At 39.5% G+C, this 21,547-nt stretch carries 15 protein-coding genes and 1 CRISPR repeat array; of the genes, 8 read left to right on the forward strand and 7 right to left on the reverse strand.

The window, feature by feature from the left end; genetic code table 11:
- Window positions 1-209 precede the first annotated feature (209 nt).
- From H6G77_RS12485 to H6G77_RS12495, 3 genes are all read left to right on the forward strand, one after another.
- Entirely contained in the window at window positions 210-1,463 is a 1,254-nt protein-coding gene (locus tag H6G77_RS12485) for an FAD-dependent oxidoreductase (protein WP_190670764.1), read from the forward strand.
- Window positions 1,464-1,599: 136 nt separating this feature from the next.
- A CRISPR array of direct repeats spans window positions 1,600-3,259; the repeat unit is 36 nt; unit sequence TTTCAATCCCTGATAGGGATTAAGTGAGATTTTAAC.
- Between the two features lie 363 nt (window positions 3,260-3,622).
- On the forward strand, window positions 3,623-5,425 hold the full coding sequence (locus tag H6G77_RS12490; RefSeq protein ID WP_190871720.1) for a DUF1565 domain-containing protein: 1,803 nt from the start codon (window positions 3,623-3,625) through the stop codon (window positions 5,423-5,425).
- Between the two features lie 217 nt (window positions 5,426-5,642).
- Entirely contained in the window at window positions 5,643-5,882 is a 240-nt protein-coding gene (locus tag H6G77_RS12495; protein ID WP_190592496.1) for a DUF6737 family protein, read from the forward strand.
- A 14-nt stretch (window positions 5,883-5,896) separates the two neighbouring features.
- Here the strand turns inward: H6G77_RS12495 and H6G77_RS12500 are convergent, their stop codons facing one another.
- Both H6G77_RS12500 and mrdA read right to left on the reverse strand, forming a co-directional pair.
- Entirely contained in the window at window positions 5,897-6,433 is a 537-nt protein-coding gene (locus tag H6G77_RS12500; protein ID WP_190871721.1) for an adenylate kinase, read from the reverse strand.
- Window positions 6,434-6,532: 99 nt separating this feature from the next.
- The gene (gene mrdA / locus H6G77_RS12505) at window positions 6,533-8,374 is read right to left on the reverse strand and encodes a penicillin-binding protein 2 (protein WP_190871722.1); all 1,842 of its coding nucleotides are present in this window, start codon (window positions 8,372-8,374) and stop codon (window positions 6,533-6,535) included.
- 232 nt (window positions 8,375-8,606) lie between these two features.
- Between mrdA and H6G77_RS12510 the strand changes: the two genes are divergently transcribed.
- The 5 genes from H6G77_RS12510 to H6G77_RS12530 all read left to right on the forward strand — a co-directional run bounded on the left by H6G77_RS12510 (window position 8,607) and on the right by H6G77_RS12530 (window position 12,888).
- Entirely contained in the window at window positions 8,607-9,734 is a 1,128-nt protein-coding gene (locus H6G77_RS12510; RefSeq protein WP_190670756.1) for an ABC transporter ATP-binding protein, read from the forward strand.
- 107 nt (window positions 9,735-9,841) lie between these two features.
- Window positions 9,842-10,222, forward strand: a complete 381-nt coding sequence (locus H6G77_RS12515) for a four helix bundle protein (protein WP_190871723.1) — start codon at window positions 9,842-9,844, stop codon at window positions 10,220-10,222.
- A gap of 31 nt (window positions 10,223-10,253) precedes the next feature.
- On the forward strand, window positions 10,254-11,336 hold the full coding sequence (locus tag H6G77_RS12520; RefSeq protein WP_190871724.1) for a spermidine/putrescine ABC transporter substrate-binding protein: 1,083 nt from the start codon (window positions 10,254-10,256) through the stop codon (window positions 11,334-11,336).
- Between the two features lie 87 nt (window positions 11,337-11,423).
- The gene (locus tag H6G77_RS12525; protein ID WP_190871816.1) at window positions 11,424-12,287 is read left to right on the forward strand and encodes an ABC transporter permease subunit; all 864 of its coding nucleotides are present in this window, start codon (window positions 11,424-11,426) and stop codon (window positions 12,285-12,287) included.
- A gap of 37 nt (window positions 12,288-12,324) precedes the next feature.
- Window positions 12,325-12,888 carry a Uma2 family endonuclease gene (locus H6G77_RS12530; protein ID WP_190871725.1) on the forward strand — a complete coding sequence of 188 codons (564 nt, stop codon included), beginning with the start codon at window positions 12,325-12,327 and terminating at the stop codon, window positions 12,886-12,888.
- A gap of 36 nt (window positions 12,889-12,924) precedes the next feature.
- Here the strand turns inward: H6G77_RS12530 and H6G77_RS12535 are convergent, their stop codons facing one another.
- The 5 genes from H6G77_RS12535 to H6G77_RS12555 all read right to left on the reverse strand — a co-directional run bounded on the left by H6G77_RS12535 (window position 12,925) and on the right by H6G77_RS12555 (window position 21,406).
- On the reverse strand, window positions 12,925-16,422 hold the full coding sequence (locus H6G77_RS12535; protein WP_190871726.1) for a hybrid sensor histidine kinase/response regulator: 3,498 nt from the start codon (window positions 16,420-16,422) through the stop codon (window positions 12,925-12,927).
- A gap of 239 nt (window positions 16,423-16,661) precedes the next feature.
- The gene (locus H6G77_RS12540; RefSeq protein WP_190592490.1) at window positions 16,662-17,051 is read right to left on the reverse strand and encodes a four helix bundle protein; all 390 of its coding nucleotides are present in this window, start codon (window positions 17,049-17,051) and stop codon (window positions 16,662-16,664) included.
- Between the two features lie 45 nt (window positions 17,052-17,096).
- Complete coding sequence (locus tag H6G77_RS12545) at window positions 17,097-20,393, reverse strand: GAF domain-containing protein (protein WP_190871727.1); 3,297 nt, start codon at window positions 20,391-20,393, stop codon at window positions 17,097-17,099.
- A gap of 83 nt (window positions 20,394-20,476) precedes the next feature.
- Entirely contained in the window at window positions 20,477-20,950 is a 474-nt protein-coding gene (locus tag H6G77_RS12550; RefSeq protein ID WP_190592488.1) for a chemotaxis protein CheW, read from the reverse strand.
- 93 nt (window positions 20,951-21,043) lie between these two features.
- Window positions 21,044-21,406, reverse strand: a complete 363-nt coding sequence (locus H6G77_RS12555; protein WP_190592487.1) for a response regulator transcription factor — start codon at window positions 21,404-21,406, stop codon at window positions 21,044-21,046.
- Window positions 21,407-21,547 lie beyond the last annotated feature (141 nt).

Genomic DNA, 21,547 nt, shown 5'->3' on the forward strand with positions numbered 1-21,547 from the left:
AACGCATCTACCGCAAAACCTGTGGTGCGTTACGGCTTACGCCTAACACACCCTACTGGCTGAACCGTATCTCTCCCCCTTGTCTCCCTTGTCCCCCTTCTCCCCCTTGTCTTTGTTACTCACATAAATGACTACAAAAAGTTAAAAAATTTGCTGCTACCAGAAAAAGCAAACTACCCTGGGTGATAGGGCTATCTGGAGGTGTTGTGATGACTACTCATCTACCGACTAATGCGCTTGCAGACACAACTGTAAACCCAGCCCATGAGATTATAGATCAACACACTACTGATTGTTGTATTGTGGGTGGCGGCCCGGCTGGGGTGGTTTTAGCTTTTTTGTTGGCGCGTCAAGGTATATCTGTGATGTTGCTAGAGGCGCATAAAGATTTTGACCGCGACTTTCGGGGAGATACAATTCATCCTTCAGTAATGCAAATTATGGAGGAATTGAATTTAAGCGATCGCCTATTACAATTACCTCATACTAAAATGCGCCAAATTCAAGTGAAAACTCCGCAAAATACTTTTACTCTGGCAGATTTTAGTCACCTGAACACAAATTATCCCTACATTACAATGTTGCCCCAGGTAAAATTTTTGGAGTTCATCACCCAAGAAGCGCAACAATATCCAAATTTTCAGTTAGTGATGGGTGCGAATGTTCAAGAACTCATGACAGAAAATGGGGTAGTGACAGGAGTGCGTTATCGGGGTGGCGGTGGTTGGCACGAAGTCCGCGCTATGCTGACAGTTGGCGCAGATGGTCGTCACTCCAAGTTAAGACAAATGGGAGAGTTTGCATCTATTGAAACTTCTCCACCGATGGATATTCTCTGGTTTCGCTTACCCCGCCATCCTCAAGAATTTGATGGGGGAATGGGACGTTTTGCACCTGGACATATTGTAGCGATGCTTGACCGTGGTACAGAGTGGCAAATTGCTTATGTAATTCCTAAAGGCGGCTATCAAAAACTGCGGACGGCTGGTTTGGAAGAGTTAAAGAAATCGATTGTGGAAGTTGTGCCAGAATTAAGCGATCGCTTGTATACTCTTCAAGATTGGTCACAAGTCGCTTTTTTATCGGTAGAATCAAGCCGCGTTAAACAGTGGTATCTTCCAGGGTTGTTACTCATTGGTGATGCTGCTCATATTATGTCTCCCGTTGGCGGTGTGGGGATTAACTACGCCATTCAAGATGCAGTCGTAGCCGCTAATGTCCTCAGCCAACCTCTGCAAAATCACCAAGTCAAGCTGAGTGACTTAGCCAAAGTTCAGCGTCAGCGAGAGTTACCGACACGCATTATTCAAGCATTTCAGACATTTATTCAAAAGCGAGTATTTGCACCTGTATTATCTGCTAATCAGACTTTTCAACCGCCAGCATTGTTACGCTTACCAATTTTGCGCGATTTACCCGCTAGATTAATTGCTTTGGGTGTGTTTCCGGTTCATGTGAAATAGTAATTTTTGAGCGTTGCTTATTTGCGGGATGAATTAAGGTTTTTAGCAGAGAGTAAATATTGATTCTTTGCGTCTTTGCGCCTTTGCGCGAAACAAGAAACATCCTTGTGGGCAACAGCAAGCAAGTAATACAAGGTTTCAATCCCTGATAGGGATTAAGTGAGATTTTAACGCGCGATCGCCTGCTGTTAATAGCTCAAAATGTAGTTGAGTTTCAATCCCTGATAGGGATTAAGTGAGATTTTAACGTTATGAGGCTATCAAAATTGATAAAGATAAGTTTTTAATAGTTTCAATCCCTGATAGGGATTAAGTGAGATTTTAACAATCGCGTTGCCAGTGTTAATCAATATTATGCGCCTTGTTTCAATCCCTGATAGGGATTAAGTGAGATTTTAACATGTATATGTATAACTCTCCTGTTGTAGTTACATTTGTTTCAATCCCTGATAGGGATTAAGTGAGATTTTAACAATTCTACTACTGAGCAAAGTCACCACTCGCTATGCGTTTCAATCCCTGATAGGGATTAAGTGAGATTTTAACTTAAAAGTAAAACCGTTTGCAATTAGCAGCTACAGGTTTCAATCCCTGATAGGGATTAAGTGAGATTTTAACCACCCTTGGATGGCGTTGGTTTTACCTTAATATCGTTTCAATCCCTGATAGGGATTAAGTGAGATTTTAACTTTATAGATTACCAAAAACACCAACAAAAATTGATGAGTTTCAATCCCTGATAGGGATTAAGTGAGATTTTAACACATTTTAAAATTTAAAACAAATTTAGTTGCTCGTTTCAATCCCTGATAGGGATTAAGTGAGATTTTAACCTGGTGTGTGTATACAAGGAAAAACGGTAGTGTGCCGTTTCAATCCCTGATAGGGATTAAGTGAGATTTTAACCGGATTTGATATCATTTATTTGGCACAAGGAGTGTGATAGTTTCAATCCCTGATAGGGATTAAGTGAGATTTTAACGAATGATTTCTGACCTGCGATCGCTTGCTGGTGGTTTCAATCCCTGATAGGGATTAAGTGAGATTTTAACGTAGTCGCTTCCGGCAAATTGGATGGTGATTATGTTTTCAATCCCTGATAGGGATTAAGTGAGATTTTAACTCTATAACCCTACGCAATGAGATATAATCAGTTGCTGAAATCTTTTTCAATCCCTGATAGGGATTAAGTGAGATTTTAACGAACTGCTCCAGCTAAAGGCAAGTTTCCAGCTATTTTCAATCCCTGATAGGGATTAAGTGAGATTTTAACTGATAGATTAGACATGGTTAATTTCTCTGATAAGTTATTTTCAATCCCTGATAGGGATTAAGTGAGATTTTAACGAATCAATCTCAAGTATCTTCAGGAACGCGTTCTTTTTCAATCCCTGATAGGGATTAAGTGAGATTTTAACCATCAGAGTCCGCAAGACGGATCACCAATCTTGATTTTCAATCCCTGATAGGGATTAAGTGAGATTTTAACAACGGTTGGCATTAGATACCAACGCCAACTGCCTTGCTTGCTCTTTTCAATCCCTGATAGGGATTAAGTGAGATTTTAACCGGCGATCGCCGATTAGTTGTTCTGGAACAGGACACCAGTCTTTTCAATCCCTGATAGGGATTAAGTGAGATTTTAACCTGCCATTGATGTCAGCACCATGAAATATGAAAAAATCATTTTCAATCCCTGATAGGGATTAAGTGAGATTTTAACACTCTCTTAAAAATGAATCAGTCTCCGTCTGATTTTTTTTCAATCCCTGATAGGGATTAAGTGAGATTTTAACTGCGGAAGCCGGAAAAGCTTGCTGTATTTAGTTTTCAAGGTGCAGTTTCGCGGATGGCATAATTCTAACATGATGAAATGTCAGTTGATTTACATGAAAATGCTGAAACCCAGACTGTATAAGGTGCGCGGATAATTTTAATTAAATTTTTCTGCAAAAGCTTACCCTCCAAGGAATCCAGCCGTTATTCCTCAAAGACGATTTTGTACACCTACCTATCCGCGTGTTTGGGGTAAGTTTGTCTATCTGGGAATTTCAGGAATTTAGCCGTTAAATTTGGTAGTCAATGTTGCAAATTTTAGCAATAACTAGCCATTTTACCAGTTAGAGCTAATAGTATGACTATGTTTTAGCGGTATAAATATGCCTCAAAAATTTTACGTAAATCCTTTAACTGGCAATAGTACCAACCCTGGTAGCCAGCAAGCGCCATTTAAAACCATTAGCCAAGCCCTCAAGGTTGCCACACCTGATACCATTATTCAACTTACAGATGGAAATTACAGCGTTACTAGTGGAGAAGTGTTTCCCTTAACCATTCCATTTGGTGTGAAAGTGATTGGTAACGAAGCCAACAAAGGCAGCAATATTTTAATTGAAGGAAGTGGTAACTATCTGAGTCGGACTTTTGCGGGTCAAAACGTCACCTTTGTGATGTTAGATGGTTCGGAACTGCGGGGAGTGACTGTGACCAACCCAGCATCTCGCGGTAGTGGTGTTTGGTCAGAATCAACAACTCCGACCATTGCCAATTGCACCTTCAAGAATAATAAGCGAGAGGGAGTATTTGCCACTGGTGATGCGAACCCAGTAGTTCAGGGTAATGTATTTACAGAGAATGCAGCTAATGGAATTGCGATCGCTAAAAATGCCAAAGGTCAAATTCAAGACAACACCTGCATTAAAACAGGTTTTGGTATAGCGATTAGTGATACAGCCTCACCCACACTTTTAAATAACAAATTTACCGAAAACCGTTCTGGCATCGTCGTTTCTGGTAGCGCCCGCCCCGTATTACGTAACAATGTGAGTGAAAATAATACCGACGATGGTCTAACTGTAATTTCCACCGCCCTACCAGACTTAGGCAGTACCTCCAGTTCTGGCGGTAACACGTTCCGCAATAACGGCAAATTCGACTTACAAAATGCTAGTTCCAATCGACTAATTTCCGTTGGTAATCAAATTGATCCCAGCAAAGTTAGCGGTAATATCGAGTTTGCTAGTACTCCAATTCCCACACCAACACCAGTACCGACCCCTACGCCTACTCCTACTCCCATACCAACACCCACACCGATTCCCGTACCAACCCCCACACCTACTCCGACTCCCGTACCAACGCCCACACCGATTCCCGTACCGACTCCTACGCCCACACCTACCCCTGTACCAACACCCATACCAACACCAGTACCAACCCCCACACCAATACCAAAACCCACACCAGTACCAGTACCAATACCAATACCCACACCCACCCCAGACCCAGAACCAGAAATAGACCCAGAACCAACACCAACCCCTGTACCCACACCAACACCAACACCAAAACCCACACCAACGCCTACACCTGCACCCATCGACTTAACCGATATTGCTAATCATTGGGCAGCAGCCTTTATTAGAGAATTAGTCAGACAAGGCATAGTTAACGGTTTCCCCGACCGCACCTTTAGACCAAATGCAACCATGACTAGGGCGCAATATGCAGCATTAATTGTCAAAGCTTTTGCACCATCCTCAAAACGGGCAGCAACACAATTTAAAGATGTAGCAGCTAACTTCTGGGCAGCTAAAGTCATTCAGCAAGCCTATCAAGGTCAATTTCTCTCTGGTTTCCCAGATAATACATTCCGCCCTAACCAAAATATCCAGCGTGTGCAAGTTCTGGTTTCTCTCGTGAATGGACTAGGGCTAGGCACAGCTAGTAATGTTGCCAACGCTATCAAAATTTTCGATGACCAAGCCAAAATTCCTGACTATGCCAAAGATGAGATAGCCAAAGCCATAGATAAAAGAATTATCGTCAATCATCCCAACTTGAAGCAACTCAACCCCACCCGCGATGCCACAAGGGCGGAGGTAGCGGTGATGGTTTATCAAGCCTTGGTCGATGCTGGCCGTGTAGCGGCGATTGATTCGCAATATATTGTGAATGGTTAATTAAAAAACACAGGGGTGTAGAGGTGTAAGGTAAGCAAAGTATTGAGTTCTAAAAAACTCTAATCCCTATTACAACGTGGCGGAAGTAAAGATACCATTTCAAGTTAGTGAAAAGCTTGTGATATCAGCTTTTTAACTTTTGACTTTTAACTTTTGACTTCCGCGTAGCGGTACTAGCCTCTCATCCCTGTTCCATTCAAACAATCTATGATGTTTTATGTCTGAACAAAAACCTTTAAATCCTTGGGATTATAAACCTTGGTGGTGTCAACCTTGGTCTATAGTTTTGACATCTGTAATCTTGATTAGTGGTAGTTGGTTCCTATTTAAAATTATTTGGTTAACAATTCTTGTGTCAATTCCTGTACTTATTTGGATGGGCTTTTTTGTGTTTATTTGGCCACAGTTAATGATTCGCAGTGGAATTTTAGAATCATATCAAAAGGAAAATTCCTAAGAGCTTTTCTGTAGCTAGAAATCGCTAAAGTTAGTCTCATGTTCAATTAGTTCCAAAAACTGCGAAATCTGTTGAATCGAGCGAATGTGATAGACATTTTTAGTGCTTTGAGCCTGCTGGATGCACTCACGATATTTTGGGGTTAAATATTTATGACATAACCAAAGTGCGCGGTAACTACTCAGGGAACTCTTGAAGATTGGGCTATTTTGTGGCCAGCCTTCTGGCGGTTGAAAGTAACCTGTGATTAATCTTTTAGTTACCCACCAAAAATGCACATATAGCGGTAAATCGACATAAACCAGGGTATCTGCTTCATCCAATCGTGGCCAGAGGGTTTCCATACTGCCAAACCCATCAATAATCCATCGGTCAGTGGCTAAAATTTGCTGATGGGTTTGCTGATAATCTTCTTGAGCAACCGCAGCACCGCCTGGTTGAAATTTAATCTTGTCCAAGACGTGAAGTGGTAAACCAGTGATTTGGGATAATTTCTGGCTGAGTGTTGATTTACCGCCGCCAGCATTGCCAAATACTGCTACTTTTTTCATCTTCACTCTCCTTTGAGGGCCAATTTTCTGGTGGAAACTTTCATTGGTCGTTTGTTCTTGATTCTTTGCAAATACAAATGACCAATGACAAATTCCGTATTAGTCGCCGTTAACAGCACTACCATTTTGAGAATTAGCTGATTCTGGTTTTTGGTACTTCCCTGGATACTTATGTTGGAAATATGCTTCCAATACCTGTAAAACCATTGGGCCGCAGACTGTACCACCGTGATCCCCGGAATTTTCCCCAAAGGCGACAACGGTAATTTCTGGGCGATCGCTTGGGGCATAAGCACCAAACCATGTATGATTAGGCCGACCAACACCAGCCTCTGCTGTACCACTCTTACCAGAAGCAGGGGCGATCGTTGGTAGATTTAAACGTTTCCCTGTACCTTCAGTAATTACCTTTCGCAGTCCATCGCGGAGAACATTAATAGTTGACTGCTTCATATTTAAAGACTCGCGCCAACTTTTTGCTTCCTCGTTATCTTTCAATAAATGGGGTTTGACACGATATCCCCCATTAGCAGGGACAGAAAACATAATTGCTGATTGCAGTGGTGTGACTTGCAAAGCACCTTGACCAATGGACATATTAATTGTGTCGCCTACAGTCCAAGGTATCTTCCAAGCTTTTTGTTTCCAATTTTCATCGGGAACCAAACCCCTAGTTTCTTCGCTGGGGAACTCAATTCCAGTTTTTTGACCGAAACCGTATTTCTGCGCCCATGTAATTAAAGTCGGGCCACCAACACCTTTACCAATTTGATAAAAGAATGTATCACTACTCATAGCCATTGCCCTGGGAAATCCCAAAGGCCCAAATCCCGCATGATTCCATTCACCAAAAGTTACACCACCAACAGTCAAAGAACCATAGGTTTGCAACACTGTTCCAGGAGAAAATTTACCCGATTCTAACCCCGCCGTAGTGGTGACAATTTTGAACGTACTTGCAGGCGGAAAAGCACTTAAAGCCCGATTAACTAAAGGATGGTCTTTTCCTTGCACACTTTCCCAATCTTTCTCGGAGAGTTTTTGCTTAGAAAAAATATTCGGGTCGAAATCAGGATGAGACACCATCGCTAAAACTGCACCATTTCGGGGATCAAGGGCGACAATTGCACCTTGATACTTACCTAAAGCTTTGTCGGCGGCTTTTTGCAGTTCCCAATCTATAGTTAAATGTAAATCCTTGCCAGCTTTAGCTTGTTTTTCCCCTAAAATGCGGATTGGGCGACCTGCGCCATCCACTTCCACTTGCTGACCACCCCATTCACCGCGTAATGTCGTTTCATAAGCTTTTTCTATACCCATCTGACCAATCACATCACCCAGACGGTAGCCTTCTTTTTGCTTATCTTTTAACTGTTCGGGGGTCAGTTCCCTTGTATAACCCAGTACATGGGCTAATTCTTGCCCATGTGGATAGTAGCGTACTGCATCTGTGTTAATTTCCACATCTTTCAGTTCGCTTTCATACTCTTTTAACGCCGTAATTTGGGCTTCGCTGACATCACGCGCAATCCGAATCAGTGAAGCTGAGTTAGCGCCAGCCGCATCCAGTTTCTTTTCCATTTCTTCTTGGGAAATACCCAGAATTTTGGATAACCGTGGCGCAACCACTGACCAAGATGGTTTAGTGTGTGCTAGAGGCCACAAATATACAGAATGGGGATATCTGGTGGTGGCTAACAACTTCCCATTCCGGTCAAAAATATTACCTCGTTCTGGTTGTTTGAGAATTGTCCGAACACGGTTAGATTCAGCACGTTTTCGCAGTTGAGATCCTTCAACGATTTGTAAATATGCTAATCGTGCTTCAATTCCAACCAGCGTCAATAAAGTGAACCCAATTAAAAATATTGATTGAATACCGCGTCCAACAGTCCGTGTATCTTTTTTGCTGTTCGATAAGGGTGATGAAAATAACGCCATAAGACAAATATTTTAGATTTTAGATTTGAGGGTGAATAATTTTCCCACGCCCAACACTTGCTCTAGAATGCCCAAAATCCAATCTTGCTATTAAGCTTGTAACAATCACCAAAGTATATTCCCGATCTGGGGTTTTTGGCGGATACAATAAACCAAAGTGTTTTTTAAGTCTGCTTAATAGGCTACATTCACGGAAACAATCAGGTTAAATCACAGCATTCTACTGAGGATTATGGCTCAATCTGTTGTGCAGAATCAGAGGGGTATTACGTCGTTTCAGCCTTTGGATGTGGAACTGCGTAACGTGTTTAAGTTCTTCAAGCAAGAACCAGCCGTACATGGAATCGATTTGGATGTCCGCCAAGGGGAGTTTTTTAGTATTTTAGGCCCCTCTGGTTGTGGCAAGACAACAACATTACGTTTAATTGCTGGATTTGAAACTGCGGATGCGGGTAAGGTGTTGATTCAAGGTCAACCGATGACGAATGTGCCGCCTTATCGCCGTCCAGTCAATACTGTATTTCAAAGTTACGCGCTGTTCAATCACCTGAATGTTTGGGATAACATCGCCTTTGGACTGCAATTAAAAAAACTTCGTAAATCAGAAATTGAAAGTCGAGTGACAGAAGCTTTAAAACTCGTCAAAATGGAAAGTTTGCGATCGCGCTTTCCCAATCAACTTTCTGGTGGTCAACAGCAAAGGGTAGCATTAGCTAGGGCATTAGTAAATCAACCGGCTGTGGTGCTGTTAGATGAACCTTTAGCCGCGTTGGATTTAAAGCTGCGGAAAGAGATGCAGGTTGAGTTGTCTAATTTACATCAAAAGTTAGGCTTAACCTTTATTTTAGTGACTCACGACCAAGAAGAAGCTTTGTCTTTGAGCGATCGCATTGCGGTGATGAATCAAGGCAAAATTGAGCAAATTGGTACACCCAGCGAAATTTACGAACATCCCCAAACCGCTTTTGTGGCTGATTTTATTGGTGATACTAATTTATTTAGTGGGGAAATTGCTGCTGTCGAAGCTGAATGTATCCAAGTTCTCACCAAAACGGGTCTAAAAATTATCGTCACCCGCTATGAAGATACACCCATCGAATTATCTCAATCTGTAGTGGTGAGTGTACGTCCCGAAAAAATTCAACTATCAATCTATCCACCCAATTTACCAACTAACTGCTTTGAAGGCAGACTAGTTAATGTTATGTATTTAGGAACCCATGTTACTTATGTTGTTGAATTAACCAATGGCATAAATATCAATGTTCTCCAACCTAATACCTTTGGTAATTTGCCAGACAGAGATACACCAATTTATGTTTTATGGGCTGAAAGTGATTGTTTGGCTATTAGTCAATAGTTATTGGTCATTGGTCAATTGTCATTTGTCATTGGTTATTTGTTGAATGACAATTTAGTAAATATAATTGACTAAATCTAGCAAAGCCAAATATATATATTGAGCTAATGTCAACTAAACGCTTTCAAGATTTACGAGTTTATCAATTATCAGAAAAATTAGCCGATGAAATTTGGCAAATTGTTCATAATTGGAAACCTTTAGCTCAAGATACTGTGGGTAAACAAATTGTACGTTCAGCAGATAGTATTGGTGCAAATATAGCGGAGGGAATGGGTAGAGGTAGTTATCAAGAAAATAAACGTTTTGTTAGGATAGCAAGAGGTTCATTGAATGAAACGCAACATTGGCTAAGACGTGCTTATAAACGTAATCTTTTAACTCTTGAACAAACTCAGAGTATCAAAAATATTATTAATGAACTAGCGCCAAAGTTAAACTCATACTTAAAATCAATAGGCAATACTTCCAACCCAAATGACCAATGACAAATAACAAATGACAAATAACAAATAACAAATGACAAATAGAAGAAAATTCTTACAAAAATTAGCAGCACTTTCCAGCTTATCTTTAACTGGTTGTGGTTGGAGATTAGCTAATGTGCGGGCGGCAACACAATCAAGTAAAAGTGATAAATTGTACCTTTATACTTGGACACAATATGCTGATAAAAAGTTAATCCAAACTTTCAGCACTCAAACTGGGTTACAAGTACTTGTAGATACTTATGATTCTAATGAAGTGATGTTAGCTAAAGTCTTAGCCGGAGGTGGTGGTGCTTACAGTGTAATTTATCCATCTGACTATATGGTACAGAAGATGGTCGAGAAAAATTTGTTAATCGAATTAAATCACTCTCGCCTCAATGGTTTAGAGAATTTATTTCCCCAATTTAAAAACCCTAGCTACGACCCCAATAACCGCTACAGTTTACCATTTAACTGGGGAACGACGGGTTTAATTTATAATTCTGAAGTTTTGCCAAAAGCCCCAGCCGACTGGGAATATCTTTGGCAAAATCAAGAGACACTCAATAAGCGAATGACCTTACTCAATGATGTGCGTGAGGTAATGGGTGCAGTATTAAGAATGTTGGGTTATTCTTATAACTCAAAAGAGGAGGAAGAACTACAACAAGCATATAACAAATTAAAGCAATTAAAACCAGCGATCGCTGCTTTCGATACTGATGCTTGGCAAAATCAAATGCTGGCGGGAGATTTAGTCTTAGCAATGTGTTATTCAGCCGATGCAATTCGCGTCATTCAAGAAAACCCTAAATTTAAATATGTCATTCCGCGCAGTGGTTCTTCTTTATGGACTGATACAATTGTCGTGCCGAAAAGCTCACCTAATACTGATGGAGCTTATGCTTGGATTAACTTTATTTTACAACCAGAAGTTGCAGCCAGTGTTAGCCAACATTTAAATATTGCTACCCCAAATAGTGCAGGGTTTGAACAATTACCCCAAAAAATCAAAACTAATAAAAATTTATTCCCCGAAACCGCAATTTTAGAAAAGTGCGAACGGATTACTCCTCTGGGAGATTTTGAGGAAGTTTATGAGCGTTTCTGGACGCAATTAACTAGTGCCTAAATAGGAAGATTATTTAATCCAAAATGGTATCAGCTTGTGTTTATCAAAAATTCTCCGCAAATCAATGAATCAGGCGATATTATCGACATTCAAAAATTACATCGCCCTACATTTAACTTTTTACAACCGTTAATCTTACTAGCTCCGGCAGCTATTTGGTTATTATTATTACTAGTACTGCCAGCAATTATCATTTTTCAACTAAGTTTAGTTCCCAATATTCGCCCAGGAGATTTAGTCAATCCTAGCGGATTAGATAATTATCTGCGGATATTTGATCCGTTGTATGTGCAAGTTATTTTGCGATCGCTGTGGTTAGCATTAGGCACAACTATAATTTGTTTAATCTGCGGCTTTCCTGTGGCTTATTGGATAGCACAAATCGCCCCAAAACAATGGCGAAATTTACTATTATTAGCTTTTATCTTACCTTTGTGGACTTCTTCTTTACTGCGTTCTTATGCTTGGATTACAATTTTGCGTCCTACTGGTTTATTTAATAGTATTTTGAGTAATTTAGGTTTACCAACTTTAGAATTACTTAACCGTCCTCCGGCTGTATTTATCGGTATGAGTTACAGCTTGTTACCTTATATGGTATTAATTTTATATGCTTCTTTAGAAAAATTAGACAAGCGTTTACTAGAAGCTGCTGCTGATTTAGGTGCGAACCCAACACAGACTTTTTGGAAAGTCACAGTACCGCAAGTTTCCCCAGGAATTACGGCTGGTTCAATTTTAGTTTTTATTACCGGATTAGGAGATTTTGTTGATCCTGAACTCTTAGGTGGGGCTTCCAGTATGACTGCGGCGCGGCTAGTTTATAATCAGTTCCTTGGTGTAACCCAAAATTGGGGTTTTGGTTCAGCATTGAGTATGGCATTAATTTTAGCAGTGAGTGTAGCGATCGCCTTTCTGATTAAATATGGTGAACCAACGCCCAGCCGCTAAACTAAATTTAGAGTCATCAACATAAATTTACAGAACTATGAATATTGCTTCAACTCAAGCTCTCACCTTAGCAGAATTTCTCAAGCTACCAGAAACTAAGCCCAGCTTAGAATACATTAATGGCGAAATCATACCAAAATCAATGCCAAAAGGGAGACATAGCCGTTTACAAGGTAAATTATGCGGTGCAGTAAATGACATTAGTGAACAGCAAAAAATTGCTTACGCATTTCCTGAATTACGGTGTAGCTTTGGCGATCGCTCAATCGTACCAGATGTGGCAGTATTTATATGGAGCAGAATACTGTTAACCGTTGATGGCGAAGTTCCAGATAACTTTGAACTAGCGCCCGACTGGACAATTGAGATTCTATCCCCAGAACAAAAACCAAACCAAGTAATTGGTAATATTCTGTATTGTTTAAAGTTTGGTAGTCGTTTGGGGTGGTTCATCGACCCCGATGATTTAAGTATTTTAGTATTTTTACCAGAACAGCAACCAGAGTTATTTCAGGGAGATGATATTTTGCCCATGTTACCTGAAATTGAGTTGGTACTAACTGTTAATCAAGTTTTTAGTTGGTTAAAAATGGGCAATTAGATTTTACAGGGAACAGTGCAGGGGTTGGCGGAGGATTTACACAGTTAACTCCATAACTAAATTATTCGTTCCACTTTTTTGTTGAATTAAAGATGAAATAGTAGATAAAAATTCCTGCTCTAGATAAGGCTTAGTTAAGTAAGCTCTTGCACCCAGTTCTTTTGCCAGTTGACGATGTTTATCTGCACTGCGAGAAGATAAAATAACTACAGGAATTTTAGCAATTTTGGGAATTTGCTGCACGTTAGTTAATAACTCAAATCCATTCATTCGTGGCATTTCTAAATCAGAAATAATCACTTTAATATCGGGATACTTTTGTAACTGTTCGAGAGCTTCTACACCATTTTGGGCTTGAATCACTTGATAGCCATCTCTTTGCAAAGTTAAAGAAAGAGTTTGGCGTAAACTAATAGCATCATCGACAATCAACACTACCTTGGGTGCAGAAAAATTAGCTTCCATCTGCGGTGATAATGGTTGTGCTGGAATCGAGATAGATAAATCTTCGCTTGTTGCTACAGCAGATTCATTAGCAGGAATTATCGGGAGGGGTATAAGTTCTGGTGTTGCTGGTATATGAGTAGAATCTAATAAAAGAGCGCCATCAATCACTAAAATGAGATTACCATTGCCAGAAGTACTACAACCATAAACGTATTTTGGTGGTGCGATCGCATTTCCTAATGGTCTAATTACTAATTCTTGTTCGCCAATTATTTGGTCAACTTCTAAAGCAAAAATACCTTGATGACACTTGAGAATTAATATAGGATTATTCATCAATTTTGTGTCAAGAGTAGTTACTGGATGATTGAGACTATTACTCTTGGCGACAGAGCAAGTATAAGACATTAGCTCTGAAAGTTGATGTAAACCAATTAAAGTTTCATTCTGCTCTGTATGCCAATATAAAACTTTTTTCCCTTCAAATTCCTTAATTTGTTGCGGAGTCGGAATGATAATTTTTTCCACGCTGTCTAACAATAGCGCATAAATTATGCCTCCCGCTTGCACCAGCATCAATTTATCAGTAGTCATAGAAAAAGGTATTTTGAGTGTGAATTTTGTCCCTTTTTGGGGTAAAGTTTGCACCGCAATTGAACCATGAAGAGCTTCGATTTGAGAACGTACAATATCCAAACCGATACCACGTCCTGAAATATTACTGACTTCTGCTGCTGTCGATAATCCCGGTGCAAACATCAAATCTAATAACTCTGATTCATTGTTACCAGAAATATCTAGTTTCATCTCGATGGCTTTTTGATGAATTTTTGCTAGATTCAGCCCTTCTCCATCATCTTGAACTTCAATAATCGTTTGGCTACTTTGATGATATGCCCGAATTGTAATTAAACCTTGTTCTGGTTTACCACGTTCTTGACGTATTTGTGGAGATTCAATGCCGTGATCAAAAGCATTACGTACTAAATGTAATAATGGCTCATACAATTTTTCCGCGATCGCTTTATCTACTAGTACATCTGTGCCTATCAGTTGCAACTCGACATTTTTCTGATAAATACTGCCTAATTTTTTCACCATTGGGGGGAAACGATGCAAAATATCACCCAAAGGTAACATTCTTGCTTCTACCAAGTTATCAATAATCGTGAAAACTAAATTTTGTTTTTTCTCAGTTGCTTGCGTTGCTTGTTTAATAGTTAAATCTAGCGATTCTGTAGTTTCTTGTAATTGCAGAGTTTCTTCGATGGCTGCGTGGAGTGCTAAATTAAATTCTGTGTATACATCCATTTCCAGCGAGTCAAATTTCACTGCGGCAAAATTCTGCGATAACTGAGGTGTAACAGTAGGTAAATTTAGTGGTATATCTCTTAACTGGTGTAAGATGATTTGATGTCTATTAATCTGCTCTAATAACTTATCAATCAATTCTTGAATCTGTTCATCATAAAGATGGCGTTTCTTGTGATAAATTAGCAGTTCTCCAGCTAAATAATTAAGGTTCCTCAATTTTTCAACATCAACACGGACAAATTTCTGACTTTTGACAACTTGTGAGTTTTTATCTTCTAACTGCTCACGAATATTACTCACTACTTCGGTAATAGCATCTACACTGGCTGGCTCTGGAACAGCATCATCTAGAATTACGGCTGGCTCAGTTGCAGTTTCTTCTCCCCAAATTGATTCTAAGAGATACTCAGTCTCAGCCTCTAAAGAGTTTACTGTTTCATTCGCAACTGCAATATTTTGGAACTGGAGATGCTCTAACCAGTTTTTTTCTTGACTGTTTACAGGAGGATAATTTTTATATTCTTTAGCTAATGTGATAATTTGTTTTTGTAAGTATCGAGTTAATAAAACATAATCATCACCTTTATCATTACCATACTCAAACTGAGCAATTGCCAGCAGCACAATTAAAATCATGCCATGCCGATACAGGCAAAGACTATAACTATCTTCTGAGTTCTGCACGAAAGCTAAAAATTCTTTTAACCAAGTTTCAATATAATTTATTTGCGGCTCTATATCTAATTTAGGAATTAATAGGGATAAATTTAATTCGGCTGGCGGGATTTGTTGCTGCTGCTCAAACCAACTCAAAATACACTGCACTAACTTGAGGTAAAACTTAGCCGTTGTTGGCTGAATTTGTTCATGTTTATAATTGCCTGATGTTGTTAAAAATTGGTAAAATTCTGCCGCAGCTTGTTGTAAATTTTCAGTCGTTGAATTATCTGGAGATCCTGGAGATAACTGTTCTGGCTCAATGACTGGTGTCAGGTTTTGCCAAGCTGGAGAAAGCAGATTAGTGCAAGTGCGATCGCCTGCGAATACTGCTGTTTGAATTGTTTGTAAATCGTGTCGCATCAGTTCAGCAATTTCCATCACTTGCGAAGGATATGCTTGCAGCGCCGCCATAATTTTTTGGGCGAGTTCTTCTAATCCCAGTAAATCTAAAGATTCAGCCAAGCCCAGAAATATTTCGGCTTGAGAGTTGACAAAATCTCTAAATTCCGCTTCTTCTGGAGGATGATTAATAGTTTCAGTAATATTTTCAATACGTTGTTGAACTCCAACTTCAAAGATTGACTTGACAACATCAAAACCTAATTCTTGTGAAGTAGGAAGATAATTATCTGTGCCGAAATCATCGCCAAGTCTAGCTTGCAATTGGGCAAAAATATTAGTGGCTCGTTCAATCACTTCTTGCACATTAGCCGCACTGCTGGTTAATGTTGTAGTTAAAGCAAGGCGCAAACATTCATAAGCTTTCAGTAAAAGTGTATGTAAATCATTATCAATAACTATATCTGGATTATATAAAGCTTTAAATACATCTTCTAGAGAATGGGCAATAGTTTGAATCGCCTCTAGTCCCACAGTCGCCGCACCACCCTTGAGGGTATGAGTAGCCCGCATTAAAGCATGAACTTTATTTTTTCGCTTATCTTCTTCTTCCGTTAAACTTAAAAGTTCTTGTTCAATTGTTTGTAATAACTCTGGTGCTTCTGCTAGGAAATAAACATAACCTTGTTCACGAATCTCAGCATCTGTAATCATAATATGGGAATCCGGTTTTATTTTTGAATCTAGTTGTGTAGGCAGGGAGTAGTGAATGGGGAGTGGGGAGTAGGAAAGAATCCTGATATGACTGTACTGATTTTCTTCATAAGTCAAATATGAGTCTTGTAGAGAAATTGGGAGTTGGGGCAGGTTGGGTGAATGAATCTGTGGTTAGACAAAATTCTTCATCAACCCGCCCTTAAATGCTTTGGGGAGTTAAAAAATTGTCTTTCTCCCTACTCCCTATGACCTTTATTTTGCAGAGAACGAATGAGTGCGCGAAGCAATTTACCTACAGATTCACATTGTTTTAGAATCGGAGTAACTGTTTGTGAATTTGTTAGCCCGACTTTATCTCTGGCTGATAGTAAAAGGTGAGTTTCAAGTTCTTTCAAAGAACCTTGTGCAGTACGGAGAAAGTGAATATATTCAGTACGATATTCACGTCCATATCCCTCTGCAATATTAGCCGGAATTGATGCGGAGGAGCGACGAATCTGTGAAATCATTCCATAGATTTCCTCTTTTGGCAATCCTTTTGTGAATTCATAACAAGCTTCAGCTAAATTCATACCCTCTTGCCAAACTTTTAAATCTTGATAAGAACGAATTTCACCACTTGCCATATCATTTCCCCTACTCACCACTCCCCACTCACCACTCCCCTTCAATTAGTTAACTTTGAACTGACTAGCAGTGGTTAATAGTTCTTGTGCCATTCCCAGTAAATCTTGGAAAATAGCCGCAATTTCTTGAGACTCGGCAAAGGTTTTGTTAGCGATTTCTGCAACATCTTGCATTGAATTAGTCACAGTGTCAGATTGACCCATTTGAGTTTGAGTAGCGGCGGTAATTTGTTGAATTAATTGACTAATTTCAGCAGTGGCTAAAACAATTGCATTTAAGTTTTGCCGGGTTTCACTGACTAAATTTGTACCTTCAACAACTTGCTGAATACCTGTTTCCATTGCGACTGCAACTTCGCCAGTTTCGGCTTGAATTTCTTGTACTAATTTTTCAATTTCAATTGTGGCTGCTGCTGATTGACGAGATAACGAACGCACTTCATCAGCTACAACTGCGAAGCCTTTACCATACTCACCGGCGCGGGTTGCTTCAATGGCGGCATTCAGCGCGAGAACGTTGGTTTGAGTGGCAAAATTACTAATCAAATTGACTACTTTCGAGATTTTTTGCGAAGACTCGCTGAGGCGTTTAATTTTCTTACTGGTTTGGGCAACGGTTTCTCGAATTGCTTCAATGGCTTTGACAGTCAAGTTCATGGCAATATCGCCAGACTCTACTGTTTGGTTAGCTTTTTGGACTGCTACCTGCACTAATTCGGCATTAGCCACCACAGCTTGGGTAGAGTCTAGCATTTGTTGAATATCACCCAAAGCCGAGGCAATATCTTCTGACTGTTGTTGGGCTAAATTATTCAGTCCCGCCAGGGAAGCGTTACTAGTAGCTGAAGTCTGTGCTACTTGCTGGGCTGCGGCTTGTACTTGGATGACGATTTGTCGTAATGCTTGCAGAGTGTTATTGTAAGCATCGGCGATGGTGCCGAGTTCGTCTTCTGTGATGGGGGCGCGGACTGTTAAATCACCATTTAAAGCCGGACGCAGCGCCATCAAAAGTTGAATGGAACGTTGTTGGAGTAATTCTTTGGCGGCTTTTTCCCTGGCGGCGGCTTCTGCTAGTTGTGCTGACTGTGCTTGTAGTTGTTGCACAGATTCAGTTTGTTGCAGTGCTAATCCTAATTGATCACCAATTCTGGCTAACAAGCTAACTTGCGATTCTTCCCAATTACGGGTGCTGGAATTTTGATAAGCTGCCAACAAACCCCACAGTTTTTCTCCAAAAAATATCGGCACAATTACATAAGCCTTGGCTTCAAATTGCTCTAAAATTTCAATGTGACAAGGGGAATGTCCGACTTGATAAATGTCATGAACAGCAAAGCTTTCGCCTTTGGCATATCTGCCGCCTTGGGTTTCTTGGAGGTGGGTATCTTCCCAAACAGTTTTGATATCTATGCCGACAAGTTTGACCCAATTATGACCAACTGACTCAGCAATAAACTCACCACTCCAATCAGGAGAGAAGCGATACACAGCCATGCGATCGCATCGTAATAATTGCCGGACTTCTTGAGTCGTAACTTTGAAGATTTCATCTAAATCTACACATTGTCTAATGCGGTTTACTATCTTAGTAAAGGCTTTTTCTTGTTCTGCAATCTGAGTTAATTTTTCTGATTTAACTCGCACTTCTTCGAGATAGTCTATTTGCGATTTTGCAATAGTAAATTGCAAGGCTATCTGATTTAAGAAGTTAACTTCCCAAGGTTGCCATTCCCGACTGCTAGAGTTTTGGTAAGCTGCTAATAAACCCCATAATTGTTCCCCAAAAAAGATAGGAACAATAATATAAGCTTTGGCTTCAAATTGTTCTAAAATTTCAATGTGGCAAGGAGCCAAACCAATTTTGTAAATATCATTAACTACAAAATGTTCTCCTCTAGCATATCGTCCGCCTTGAGTTTCTTGCAGATAAGTATCATCTAAGACGGTTTTGATATTTGGCCCTACCAATTTTACCCAATTGCTACCGACTGATTCAGCAATAAACTCACCACCCCAGTCAGGACTAAACTGATAAACAGCCACGCGATCGCATTTTAAGGAAAGTCGCACTTCTTGGGTAGTTGTTCTAAAAACACTTTCCACATCTGGAGACTGGCGGATGCGGTTGACGATTTTAGTTAAGATTTTTTCTTGTTCTGCAATCTGCACTAATTGTTGAGATTGCACTTGCATTTGTGCGAGATACTCGGCATGGGCAATGGCTACACCAAACTGTAAACCAATTTGTTCTAAAAAGCTGACTTCCCACTCGTGCCAATCACGAATGCCAGAATTTTGATAAGCTGCTAACAAACCCCATAATTTTTCCCCAGCAAATACAGGGACAATCACATAAGCTTGGACTTCAAATTGCTCTAAAATTTCGAGATGGCACTGAAAATGACCTGCTTTATAAATGTCATTGACCACAAAGCTTTCGTGATGGCGGTAACGTCCACCTTGGGTTTCTTGTAGATGGGTATCTTCCCAAACTGTATTAATACCTGGGCCGACAAGTTTCACCCAACCATGACCAACTGATTCAGCGACAAATTCACCACTCCAATTATCATAGAACTGATACACAGCGACGCGATCGCAACGTAACAATTGTCTGATTTCTTGAGTTGTTGCTTGAAAAATCTTGTCAATATCAGAGACTCGAATAATCTTCTCAATTACCTTGGCGACAGATTTTTTCGCTTGGGTTCGTAGTTCTAATTCTCTTTGAAATTCAAAACTCTGGAATTTATAAGCTAATTCTGTTGTCACTTGCGACAGGAACATAATTTCTGTTTCTTGCCATTGTCTAGCATTGGTGCAAGTATTAACTGCTAGTAATCCCCAGACTTTACCATCTACTAAAATAGGTAAACTTAAACTCGCTTTAATTTGAAATTTTTCCAGTAATTGTTTTTGATAAGGTGTAGATGATTGAATTTGCTCGACATCTTCAATTACTACAGGTTCTAAATAATCTTGATTGTTATACAAACCAAATAACATCCCTGGTAGGCTTTCACCTAATGTTGGTGTCCAACCGAGGGTTCTAGATTCAGCCAAAACAGTACCAGAATCTATAGATGTAAATTGATAAATTAAGGCGCGATCGCAATTAATTTTTTCTCTAACTTGAGCAGCACTAAGTTTTAGTAATGTATCTATATCTTTAGCTTGACGCATCACATTACTGATAGCTTGTAATTGCTGTCGCCAAAGTTTAAACTCTTGAGAAATTTGATAATTATTGGCAGTCAGATTATTAACAGCTTGATTTTCCCTTACTTCAACTTCAGGAATAACTTCTTCATTATCTTTACTATTGTGATACGCAATTGTCATTTCCAAATACCTCGTTTTGATGATTAAATGATCAGTAAATTTCAAATTTGACTAGCAAAGCAACGAATAGTAAAAGATTGAGTTTAATGCTGGCTCATCCACATAGGAGATTTAATAATTGCGGCTGCATCGAGGTTAAATACCATTTCTTCAAGGGTATTGATAAAGTAACCTTGGATAAAAGCTGAAACTTTAGGAGACAAAAAATCAGCCGCAGGTAACTTCATTTGTTCAGTATCTAACCACTCAATATCCATCAGATTTTTGACTAAAAATCCTAGATTTTTGCCATCAATTTCTAAAATAACTGCCATCATTTTAGAGAGAAAATTCACTCCTTGTAAAAGTGATGGATAACCTAGCATCTCCTCTAAATCAACTAGCCAAAGCATTTCACCCCGCCAGTTATATATACCTAAAACACAACTAGGCATTTGAGGAACACCACATATATCTGCCAAAGATACTTGTAAAACTTCGGTAATGTGTTGCAATGATATGACTGCTTTATCGTTACTACCCAGGGTAAATCCTAAAAATTTTTGCTGGTTTTCCAATGTCAACTCATCCTTAAACAAGTTATTTTTTGAACTATTAATCTATTAGTTGGTTGTATTATCTAATAGATTAAATGACACATTTAAGCAATTTTATTGTAGGACTTGCTTCAGTGTTTTTACCAATTCTTCTTTATCAATTGGCTTGGATAAATAAGCTTCTGCGCCTAACATATTGCCCCACATTTTATCCACATCACTATTTTTCGTGGAACAAAAAACCACAGGTATTTTACTAGTTGCCGGATTCGCTTTTAGTTCTCGACAAATTTCAAATCCGCTTTTACCTGGCAAAATTACATCTAGAAAAATCACATCTGGTGTCTTGCCATCTATCTTGACTTGAGCTTCTTCACTACTTTTGGCACTAATTACAGAATAGCCAGCCTGTTGTAAGTAACGGCTGAGTATTTCCATATCTGTCAAACCATCTTCAACAATTAACGCAGTATTCATAAAAGTTTCCTACTCAATTAACTTACAAATAGAGACAAAAAATCTCAATACTCATCTATAGATGAATACGAGCTTTTAATCGAAACATAATTCAGGAGTTAGGAGCCAGAATTTCTTTTGAATTCTGTACTACTAGTTAAT

The organism is Aulosira sp. FACHB-615, from assembly GCF_014698045.1.
GTDB lineage: Bacteria > Cyanobacteriota > Cyanobacteriia > Cyanobacteriales > Nostocaceae > Nostoc_B.